This is a genomic window from Paracoccus sp. (in: a-proteobacteria) (genome assembly GCF_047973135.1).
Classification (GTDB): Bacteria; Pseudomonadota; Alphaproteobacteria; order Rhodobacterales; family Rhodobacteraceae; genus Paracoccus.
Genome location: NZ_JBKEBL010000048.1, coordinates 1 through 10,450 on the forward strand (window position 1 = coordinate 1; position 10,450 = coordinate 10,450).

9 protein-coding genes and 1 pseudogene are annotated in these 10,450 nt (G+C 60.4%); 5 read left to right on the forward strand and 5 right to left on the reverse strand.

The features are described 5' to 3' along the window. The first annotated feature begins 518 nt into the window (after positions 1–518). Positions 519–1,655, forward strand: a complete 1,137-nt coding sequence (locus tag ACK5L9_RS04705; protein WP_416910295.1) for an ROK family protein — start codon at positions 519–521, stop codon at positions 1,653–1,655. A gap of 9 nt (positions 1,656–1,664) precedes the next feature. On the opposite strand, the gene ACK5L9_RS04710 is transcribed toward ACK5L9_RS04705, so the two are convergent. Next, positions 1,665–2,585, reverse strand: a complete 921-nt coding sequence (locus ACK5L9_RS04710; RefSeq protein WP_416910296.1) for an alpha/beta hydrolase — start codon at positions 2,583–2,585, stop codon at positions 1,665–1,667. 145 nt (positions 2,586–2,730) lie between these two features. Here ACK5L9_RS04710 and ACK5L9_RS04715 point away from each other — a divergent pair, with 145 nt between their 5' ends. The 3 genes from ACK5L9_RS04715 to ACK5L9_RS04725 all read left to right on the forward strand — a co-directional run bounded on the left by ACK5L9_RS04715 (position 2,731) and on the right by ACK5L9_RS04725 (position 6,182). Then, positions 2,731–3,585, forward strand: coding sequence for a sugar phosphate isomerase/epimerase family protein (locus ACK5L9_RS04715; RefSeq protein WP_416910297.1), 855 nt, complete (start codon positions 2,731–2,733; stop codon positions 3,583–3,585). Positions 3,586–3,618: 33 nt separating this feature from the next. Continuing rightward, complete coding sequence (locus ACK5L9_RS04720; protein WP_416910298.1) at positions 3,619–4,809, forward strand: Gfo/Idh/MocA family protein; 1,191 nt, start codon at positions 3,619–3,621, stop codon at positions 4,807–4,809. 158 nt (positions 4,810–4,967) lie between these two features. Continuing rightward, a complete protein-coding gene (locus ACK5L9_RS04725; protein ID WP_416910299.1) occupies positions 4,968–6,182 on the forward strand; it encodes a hypothetical protein in 1,215 nt (404 codons plus the stop codon). A gap of 66 nt (positions 6,183–6,248) precedes the next feature. Here the strand turns inward: ACK5L9_RS04725 and ACK5L9_RS04730 are convergent, their stop codons facing one another. Further along, on the reverse strand, positions 6,249–7,208 hold the full coding sequence (locus tag ACK5L9_RS04730) for a phytanoyl-CoA dioxygenase family protein (protein ID WP_416910300.1): 960 nt from the start codon (positions 7,206–7,208) through the stop codon (positions 6,249–6,251). A 150-nt stretch (positions 7,209–7,358) separates the two neighbouring features. Between ACK5L9_RS04730 and ACK5L9_RS04735 the strand changes: the two genes are divergently transcribed. Next, complete coding sequence (locus ACK5L9_RS04735; RefSeq protein ID WP_416910301.1) at positions 7,359–8,219, forward strand: helix-turn-helix domain-containing protein; 861 nt, start codon at positions 7,359–7,361, stop codon at positions 8,217–8,219. A gap of 44 nt (positions 8,220–8,263) precedes the next feature. Here the strand turns inward: ACK5L9_RS04735 and ACK5L9_RS04740 are convergent, their stop codons facing one another. From ACK5L9_RS04740 to ACK5L9_RS04750, 3 genes and pseudogenes are all read right to left on the reverse strand, one after another. Continuing rightward, on the reverse strand, positions 8,264–9,346 hold the full coding sequence (locus tag ACK5L9_RS04740) for an ABC transporter ATP-binding protein (protein WP_416910302.1): 1,083 nt from the start codon (positions 9,344–9,346) through the stop codon (positions 8,264–8,266). Between the two features lie 3 nt (positions 9,347–9,349). Continuing rightward, on the reverse strand, positions 9,350–10,228 hold the full coding sequence (locus ACK5L9_RS04745; protein WP_416910303.1) for a carbohydrate ABC transporter permease: 879 nt from the start codon (positions 10,226–10,228) through the stop codon (positions 9,350–9,352). After that, positions 10,212–10,450 (reverse strand): annotated as a pseudogene (locus tag ACK5L9_RS04750) (sugar ABC transporter permease); the annotation flags it as partial. The pseudogene ACK5L9_RS04750 and the gene ACK5L9_RS04745, both read right to left, overlap by 17 nt.

Sequence of the window (10,450 nt, forward strand, 5' to 3'; positions counted from 1 at the left end):
CCGCCTCCAGAAACAGCCGCTTGTCTTTCCCCGTTACCCCGCAGTCGGTTTTCGTGCCTGGTAACTGCGGCTCAATGCGCAGCCAAATCACATCCGTTCCCACAACCCTCTGCTCGTCCATTCAAGCCACCATCTGTGAGACTTGAATCAGAAATCACGCAGCTAAGGAATCCCTCATGTCCACGGACCCTAGGGTCCGTCCACATGAGCTGGGCCGCAATCGCACCGCTTGGCCCCGCCCCGACGATGGTCACATCGCTGTCGCCGAATTCTGCCGCGTTCATCTTGTTGGTTCCGATCCGTCAAGGCCGTGGAGGAAAGGCTGCGATCCACGACCTTCCTTCCGTCTCATTGACATTGTGGCGCTAAAAATTTTATCGCCGCAAGAGGCTTTCTGCTGCGAACCGTGCGGTGAAGATGCCTGTCCTGTCGGGGCGCATGCTTGATTTCAGGCGGCGTGGCTGCTTAACGCAGTTCCATGGTCAGCGGGATATCGTCCGATGGAGACTGAAAAGCCGATGAATACGGCCAAGATGTTGCGCCATGTCAATGTGCGCAACTGCCTGCGCCTGTTGCGCGACACGGGGCCGATGTCGCGGGCCGATCTTGCGCGCGCGCTTGGGACGACGCGGACCACGGTCGGCTATGCGATTGCCGAGTTGGAAGCCGAAGGTTTGGTCACAACGACGGGTAACGCGGGCGGTGACAGCAAGGGCCGGCCCGGGCTGCCGGTTTCGCTGAACCCGGCGGGGGCGCATTTTCATGGCGTCGAGGTCGAGGGCGATCATTTCACCGTCGCGCTGGTGGATTTCACCTTGACGAAACTGGCCTCGCTTAGGGCCGATTTCGATTTGGCCACCAATACCCCCGAAGATCTGTGTCAGGCGATCACGCAAAAGACGGAAGAACTTTTGCCCGCGGCAGCGCCGGGTCGGCTATTTGGTCTGGGCATCAGCATGCCGGGGATCATCACCCCAACTGGTCGGGTGACGATCCCGGGAAGCCGCCGATGGTCTGATGTTCCGTTTCAGTCGATGCTGGAAGATGCCGCGCCAGATGGCCGGATCATTCGCTGCAGCAACGACGCGGTCGCTTTCGCCATGGGGCATTCGGGCCAATTGTCGGCGCCGGACAAGGACAACATGTTCTTCGTACTGCTGACGCCGGCAGGTATCGGCAGCGTGCATATGCGAAACGGCGTCGTCGACAGGGGTGTGCAGGGGATCGCCGGCGAGATTGGCCTGATCCAGATGGCACCCGGTTCCGGTCGCCCGGGCCGAAATTTTCAGCAGATGGCGCAGTCGTTGTTGCCGCCAGAGATTGCCAATCGGGCAAAAGCCGGTCTGCTGGATGAGGTTGATACGGCAGCGCTGGCGCCCTGGGCCGAGGTGATCGCGCGTGGTTTGCTTGACGCGATCTATCTTCTCGACCCTGCGCGTATCGCGGTCATGGGCGCGCTGGCGCCGGTGTTCAGTCAGGTCGGGGACCAAATTCAAGGGCATCTGCGCGACTGGATGATGCCGGGCCTGCAAGTGCCCGAGATCAGGGTGCTGTCCTCCGGACCCGAGACGGCCTTGATGGGTGCGGCGGCGCTGGTCCGTGAACAGCTTTTCGCTTTGCCCCAGATCGGAGAAACGGGCAGGGCCACGGGCTGACAGCCTGTGTCAGGCGGCCATGAAACGGGCGATTTCGGTCAGAGCCAATCGCGCCGAAGCATCGCCCGAGACGCTGTCCGCCTCGAGAAAACCATGGATGGTTCCGGGATAAATCCGCGCAGTTACATCGACACCACCAAGGCCAAGGCGGCGCGCCATCTCGATGTTTTCATCAAAGAGCGGATCGTGACTGGCAATGCACAGGAAGGTCGGCGGCAGGTTCGACAGCTTGGCAAAGATCGGCGAGGCAAGCGGGGCGTTTCGCGCTGACGGGTCGGGGATATAGAGATCGCGGCTTGCCCGGATGGCCTGGGTCGTCAGGGGAAGATCGCCAGACCCGAAAAGCCGATGCGATTCCCGTTCGGTCACCAGATCGAACGCACCATAGATCAGCCCCAGACGGCTGAGCCTTGTCCGACCTGCATCCCGCTGGATCAACGCGCAGCCAAGCGCCAGATTGGCCCCGGCGGAATCCCCCATCAGACCCAGCCTAGGGTCGATTCCAAGGCATTTGGCCTTTGTCTGGATATGCTGCAGGAAACGCTCGCAACGATAAATATTTTCGGGAAACGGGGTTTCGGGCGCGAGGGGATAGTTCGGCGCGATGATCACCATATCCCCCTCAAGCGCGAAGCGCCGCAGGATCGGATCATAAACCTCGGTATCAAGGTGGCTGAAGCCGCCGCCATGAAGAAAGACTGCGGCTTTGGCGGCGGCGCGGTCCTGCGGGCGATAGATGTTATAATCGATCCCCTCAAACCGGTCCTGATCAATCCGCCACACGGGTGGGGTATGGCGGTCAGTTTGCCGACGCAGCGCGCTGGTGCCGGCGCGCAGGCTGGTAATATCCGGCCCCGTGATCAGGTCATCGGCGCTTTTCAGATAGCGCGCGAAGGTCAGCATCTTTTCAGAAAGCGTCCTTCCATGCATGATTTTCTCTCTTGTTCGTTATTTTGTCTTAGTATAAGACAATTTAAGGATCGCCGCAAGTTCGGCGGGCTTCCGGTCAGATGAATCCGGCAGCGCAGCGACCCTGAAGAAGACAGATTTCATTGCAGAAAAGGCGAAATTACATATGGCTACACTTGGACTTCTTTCGCCTGAATTCCCCGATGCCAGCCTTGATCAAAACCTTTCTGTGATCAGCGCCGCTGGCGCAAGCGGGGTGCAGTTCGATCTGGTTAACGCCTTGGGCGAAATTTTTCCGGCCGAGTTCCGCGCCGATGAGGTGCAAGCGGTTCGTGAGGGCTTTGTGCGCTATGGGCTAGAGCTTTCGGCGCTGTCGGGAACCTATAACATGATCGATCCCAATCCGCTGAAACGCGAGGCAGGCGCGCGGGCGCTGGATCGGTTGATTGCGGCGGCGCCCCATTTCGGCACAGGCGTTGTCACGTTGTGCACCGGATCGCGCGATCCTGAAAACATGTGGCGCCGTCATCCCGACAGCGACTCGCCCGAGGCCTGGGCCGATCTGCTGCTGACGGTCGAGCGCGCGGTGCGAACCGCCGAGGTACACGGGATTGTGCTGGGGATCGAGCCCGAGGTCGGCAACACCGTGAACACCGTCGCCAAGGCGCGCCGGCTGCTGGACAGCATCGCCTCGCCAGCGCTGAAAATCGTCATGGATGGCGCCAATATCTTTCAAAAGGGCGAATTGCCGAAAATGCGCGAAAAGCTGGACGAGGCCTTTGATCTGCTGGGGGCGGATATCGTTCTGGCCCATGCCAAGGATCTGGACCGGGATGGCGAGGCGGGGCATGTCGCGGCCGGTCATGGCAAGCTGGACTATCCCTATTATCTGCAGCTGCTGGCGGCGTCGGGCTATGACGGTTCGATCATCCTTCACGCGCTGCGCCCGGAACAGGCGGCGGATCGGCTGGATTTCGTGCGGCGATCAGCGCCAGCGGGCTATCTGTCTGCTGGTGCCTGAGCGTTTCGGATCACAGCGAGATGAGGGGGAAAAATGCGCGTCGGAATAATAGGATGCGGGAATATCTCGGATATTTATGCGACAAACGGCCCGCTTTTCCGGGACATTGACTTTGTCGCCTGTGCGGATGTGATCCCGGCGGCGGCGGACAGGTTGGCCGGGAAATTCGGGTTGCGGCAAATGACGGTCGGCGCGCTGCTGGCGGCTGATGACATCGATGCGGTGCTGAACCTGACCATTCCCGGGGTTCATGCCGAGGTTTCGATGGCGGCCATCGCCAACGGCAAACATGTCTATTCCGAAAAGCCGCTGACGACGAACCTGAATGATGGCGCGGCAATCGTGCGTGCCGCGGCGGCGGCCGGTCTGCGCGTTGGCGCGGCGCCGGATACGGTTTTGGGCGCCGGCATCCAGCGTGCGCGACAGGCGCTTGATGTCGGAGAGGTTGGCCAGATCCTGACCGGTACGGCGGCGATCATGTCAAAGGGTATGGAGCATTGGCATCCGAACCCGGCCTTTTTCTATCAGCCGGGCGGCGGTCCGGTGTTGGACCTTGGACCCTACTATATCACCACGCTGATCACCCTGCTGGGGCCGGTGCAATCCGTGCGCGCCACAGGTCAGATCAGTCCTGTCGCGCGTCGCTTTGGCGCCGAAGGGCCAAACAAGGGCAAAACCTTTCCGGTCGATACGTTTACGACCGTGAATGCGGTTCTCAGCTTTGTAAGCGGCGCCAATATCAGCTTTATCGCCAGTTGGGATGTGTGGCGCCACGGGATGCTGCCGTTTGAACTGCACGGAACCGGCGCCTCGTTGAGGGTGCCCGATCCCGATACGTTTGGCGGCGCGGTCGAGATTTCGTCGAACGAGCCGCAATTGAACATGCACGACCCGGAGCAGGCCGCGCTGAAGGGGCAGCGTGTTGATTGGCGAGTCATCCCGACACAGGATCTGGTGTTCGGCAGCATCAACTATCCCTTCGGCAATCCCGTCACGGCAAATTATCGCGGGCTGGGGCTGGCCGAAATGGCCCGCGCCATCGTCGAAGACAGGCCGCATCGCGCCTCGGGCGAACTGGCGCTGCATGTGCTGGCAGTGATGCTGGGCATATTGGAGGCCGCCGAAACCGACGGCATCGTCGCCATTTCGCATGGCTGCGCTGCGCCGGCGGCCCTCACGGAAGGCGAGGCGGCAGGGCTTTTGCGCGCGAAGGCCGCTGGCTGAAATGCCGGTTCAGGATTCGCCTCTGCGCGCATCATCTGCCGTTATAGCTGTGCAGGGCGACAGCTGGCATATATCTGCCGGCATAGGGTTTGTGTGAAATGATCTTTGCCTCGCGCGATCTGGTATATCCTTGATCGTGCCCCGTCGGGGGTACTGCATTGTCTAATCTGTCGATCATTCTAAGGACGCCCGGTCTGGGTGTTGCGGCGCTGGTGATGATGCTGATCGGCGCGTTCAGCGGGTCGATCTTTCCGTTCCAATCCGTGATCGGGATCGAGGAAATCGGCCTGAGCGAGCCGACTTTCGCGACGCTGATGGTGCTGGCCTCGGCTTCGGGCGTGATCGCCGCTGTGTTCCTGGGGATCCTGAGCGATCGCTTTGCAAACCGGCGGGTTCTGGCGATTGCGACCTCGGCCTGCGGAACGCTGGGGCTTGGACTGATGCTGATCGCGCCGCGCCCGGTCAGTTTCATCATCTGCCATGGCATCGCCGTGCCCATCGCCATGGCGATGATGGGCCAGATCTTTGCCTTGGGGCGCTTGGCGCTGTCGGATCAGCCAGATCGCCGCGTGATCGTCCTGTCCTGGATCCGGGCCTGCATGTCGGGCGCCTATCTTGCCGCGATGCTGGTCTGGAACTGGTATTTCCGCCTGGGCGGCGTTCTGATGGGGGTCTATGTCGGGGCGTTCGCGATCAGCCTTTGCATGACCGTGGCATTGATCATCGGCTGGCCGCGTCAGGGCCGGGCAAAATGGGCAGATGTGCCTTCTGGGCTGAATTTCCGGCAAGCTTTCAAGGAAATTCTGCGCGGTGCAGTTGTGATCCGCTTGCTTTGCATGGGCGCGATGACCTCGGTCATATCGCTGTTCATGACCCTTCTGCCGCTGATCTTCCTGACGACGCCCAACCGGACGACGGGGGATGCCGCGCTGTATTTCGGGCTGGTCGCTGGCTGGGAGGTGCCTGTCATGCTTACGATGCATCTGTGGGGCCTGCGCATCAGGCGGTCGATGCTGATGGCGATGGGCGGCTTGTTCTATGCGCTGAATATCATCGCATTGCAGATCATGGCGGCTTCGCCGATGGTCTGGGCGCTCAGCTTTGTCGGAGGCGCATCCGGTGCGGTCTTCATGGGACTGCAGATCAGTTACTTGCAGGATTTGCTGAACGGGCGACCGGGGACCGCCGGTGCCCTACTGGCCCTGCAAAAGCTGATTGGCGATCTTGCGGCAGCGCTTGCGTTTCTGGTGGGAACGATGCTGGGCGGATATGGGGCCGTTGCGCTGATCGGCGGCGCCATTGGCTGCATCGGGGCCATTGGCCTGATGATGGTCGACCGTCGCGGAGAGCCGATTGCCCTGGCGGGAGCATAAGGTGTGAATGGCCTCGCAATCCGAAGCCATTCGATAGGTGTCATGTCGCGTGCCTGCCCTTAAAGGTCAGCCGCCATACCAGCTTTTCAACCCCAAAAGCCGTTCGCCCAGCGGCGTCAGTTTCGCTGTCGCGCCGTGCTTTCTTTCCCATTCGCGCGGATCGCCGACATAGCCGGCGCGGGCCGGGGGGGTGCGTTCGCGCCATGATCTGATGCGCGCTTCACGTTCAATCAGGTCGGCTTCGTCAGCCGGGAACATTGAGATATACTGCGCCATCCGCACCTTGTCCTGGGATCTGTTTGGCGCGATGCCATGGGCGAGGAGGGCGTTGAAGATCATCAGATCGCCGGGCAGCAATTCGACCTTTTCCAGCTTGTCCTCGATCCCTGTCATATCCGGCTGATGCGGGTCGCGGTCGTCGGGCTGGGTTGCCTGCCATTCGTCGAAATGTTCGAACAGCCACGGGACGCACTGAAACCCGCCCATATCGCCGCCATCCTGATGGACCAGTGACAATACGCCCTGCACGGCGACGGGCAACGGATCGCGCGAGGTGTCGGCATCCCAGTGGATGAACCCTGCGGACCCGCGCGTACCTGTGTTCGGGGTGTTCAGATTGGCTCGGTCAATCGAAACCCACAGATCCTCGATATCCCAGATATCGACAAAGGCGTCATAAAGCCGCTGGTGCATCCGATTGTCCCACAGGAACTGGTGATTATAGATTTCGACAAAACCCAGATTGGTGACATTCGCGTTGGAATAGGCGCGGCGCGCCTCGACGTCCCAGGTGGCCGGATCGACAGGGTCTTTTTCTTCGAATTCCCAAAGCAGGGCCTTTAGCCGTTCGATATTTTCGGGCGGCACGGCGTTGCGGACGATGACAAAGCCGCGCCGTTGCCAGGTGGTGAATTCGTCTTCGGTCAGCACACGCAGCGGCAGCTTTTTCCTGATCTCGGACAGTTGGGTGACGGCCCGGCTTGATGTCGGATGATCGTCCCTTTTGATATCGGTCGCGTGGGTCATGGGTCTCCTCCTTCTGTGATCTTCCCGCGTGGCAAGGTTCAGCCTAGCGAGAGGCACGCGCGGGCAGTTGCGCAGGACTGGCCGATATTGATACTATTCTGGCGTTATCGCGGCATACTGCGCGATACGCATGGGGGTTTGGACCGCGCCATGAAGTCATATCTGGAACAGGTCGTTAGCGTGGACGATGCCTCTTGGTCGATGGTCCGCGTCGGGCGTGAGGCGTCGATTCCATTCGAGTGGCATCATCACCCGGAATACGAACTGACCCTGACGACAAACTCCCGCGGCCATCGCTTTGTTGGCGACCATGTCGGGACCTATGGTGACGGTGATCTTGTGATGATCGGGCCAAGTATCCCGCATACCTGGGCCTCGGCCGGCAAGGTCGATGAGGATCAGCCGCACAATGTGATGGTCATCTGGTTCAAGCCGGAATGGGCGCGCGGTCTGACCGGATTGTTGACCGAATTGCGCGCCGTCTCGGTCTTGCTGGGTCGTGCCTCGCGCGGGCTGGTCTTTTCGCCGCAGATCGCCCGAGCGGTGCGTCCGCAAATCGAGGCCATGTTCGACAAGCCGCCCGCTGACCGGCTGCTGGATCTGATGTCGATCCTGCTAGCGCTGGCAGAAGACCACGGGGCAGAGCAATTGACCAGCCCTGCCGTCGAGCTGTCGGCACCGGATCTGGGCGAAACGCGGATCCAACGGGTGCTGGAGCATATCCACGCCAATTATCGCAGTGATATCCGGGTCGAAACCGTGGCCGGGATTGCCGCGCTGAGCGTGTCTGCCTTTCATCGGATGTTCACGCGGCATACGCACTTGACGCTGACCGGCTATGTCATGCGGCTGCGGATCGGTGCTGCTTGCGCGATGCTGGTTGCGGATGAGCAACCTATCCGCTTCGTCGCCGAGGCGGTTGGCTATCGCTCGCTGGCGAATTTCAACCGGCAGTTCCGCGTGCTGAAAGGGCAAACACCGCGTCAGTATCGCAGCCGTTTCAGGGTCTGAATCCGGTTTTGGGCAACGGTTTTGCGATGCCTGCGCCTCGTGCCTCAGGGGGGCGGGATGCGCAGGCCTGTCTGCGTGTCGAAAAGATGCACAGCATCTGGCGCGACAAAAAATTGCGCCTGCGACCCCGGACGGAGGCCTGATTTCGGCTCGACCCGGGCGGTGATTTCGACGCCCCCAAAGGGGAAAATGACCAAAGTATCGGCACCTGTCGGCTCAAGTACCTCGATGTTTGCATCGAAGCTGAGGCCGTCATCAAGCTGATCGGACCGGAAAGCCTCGGGTCGGATCCCCAACGTGATTTCCTGCCCATGCGCAAGGCCCGGACCGGCGGGCAGCGGCAATGCTTTCGAGCCCACTCGCAGCACAACGTTCTGGCCCGCCGTCTCGATTTTGCCTGGGATAAGGTTCATCGCCGGCGAGCCCACGAATTTCGCGACGAAAAGATCGGCCGGAGTGCCGTAGACGTCCGAGGGCGTACCGATCTGGGCGATCTTGCCACGATTCATCACCACGATACGCGTCGACATCGTCATCGCTTCGACCTGATCATGGGTGACATAGACGATGGTTGCGCCCAGCTTTTGGTGAAGGCGCTTGATCTCGATCCGCATTTCCGACCGCAATTGCGCATCCAGATTTGACAATGGCTCATCGAAAAGAAACAGCCGCGGGTTGCGGACCAATGCGCGGCCCATGGCAACCCGTTGTCTTTGTCCGCCAGAGAGTTGATAGGGCTTGCGCTGCAACAGCGGTTCGATCTGCAGCATCTGGGCAATTTCATGGACGGCTTTGTCACGCTCAGTGCGGGCAATACCACGCATTTTCAGACCAAAGGCGATATTCTTGGCGACGGTCATGTTCGGATAAAGCGCATAAGACTGAAAGATCATCGCGATGTCACGGTCGCGGGCCAGCGTGCTACTGACATCTTCGCCGTCGATGACAATCGCGCCGCCGCTGGGCCGGTCGAGGCCGGCGATGATCGACAGGAGCGTCGACTTGCCGCAACCCGACGGGCCAAGCAGGGTCAGGAACTCGCCGGTCGCGGCCTCGATATCGATCGCATCCAGCGCGGTGAAGCCCCCGAAACGGCGCGATACATTGTCGATTTTCAGTGTGGTCATAGCTTATCCCTTCACCGACCCGACGGTCAGCCCGCGCACGAAAAAGCTGCCCGCGAAGACATAGACAATCAGCGTCGGCAGCGCGGTGATGATCGTTGCGGCCATGTCAACATTGTATTCCTTGACCCCGAAGGTGGTGTTCACCAGGTTGTTCAGCGCGACGATGACTGGCTGCGACGCGCCCGATGAGAAGGTCACCCCGAACAGGAAGTCGTTCCAGATCTGCGTGAACTGCCAGATCAGTGTGACCGCGATGATCGGCGGCGACAGCGGCAGGATGATATAGACGAATGTCGACCAGAAGCCGGCGCCGTCTATGGTGGCCGCGTTGACCAATTCGTCCGGCACCGATTTGTAGTAGTTGCGGAAGAACAATGTGCAGATCGGAATCCCATAGATCGTCTGTACAAGAACAAGCCCGGCGATCTTGTTCAGCAGCCCAAGCAGCCCAAGCACCTGCGCCGCCGGGATCAGAATTGCCTGATAGGGCACAAATACGCCAAATACGATCAGCGCGAAGATGACATTGGCGCCCGGAAAGCGGATTTTCGACAAGGCATAGCCATTGATCGCCCCAAGCGCGGTCGAGATGATCGCCGAGGGAATGACGATCATGAAGGAATTCAGGTAAAAGGCGCTGAGCCCGACGCAGCGGGTGCCAATGCAGGCTTCGCTCCAGGCCTTTTTCCAGGCATAAAGCGTCAGCTCATCCGGCAATGCGAATATCGAGCCACGGGCGATTTCATCCGCCGGTCGTAGCGAGGTCGTGATCATCAGTACCAGTGGTGCCACAAAGAATGCCGCGAGGAAAATCAGGTCGGCATAAAGAAGACAGCGGTTCCAAGACCGTCCACCGTCAAAGTATTCAATCGCTGCGGCCACGGCGCTTGCCTCCGATGAAGTTGACGGGTGCGATGACGATCAGCGCCGCGCAAAGGATCATGATCGCGGATGCCGATCCGATCCCAAGCTGGTTGCGGCGGAAGGCCATGTCATACATGAAGGTCGCCGGAAACTCTGACGCGCCCCCCGGCCCGCGCTGTGTCATGACGACGACAAGGTCGAATGTCTTCAGCGCCATCGCGATCAGGATCGCGCCAGCGG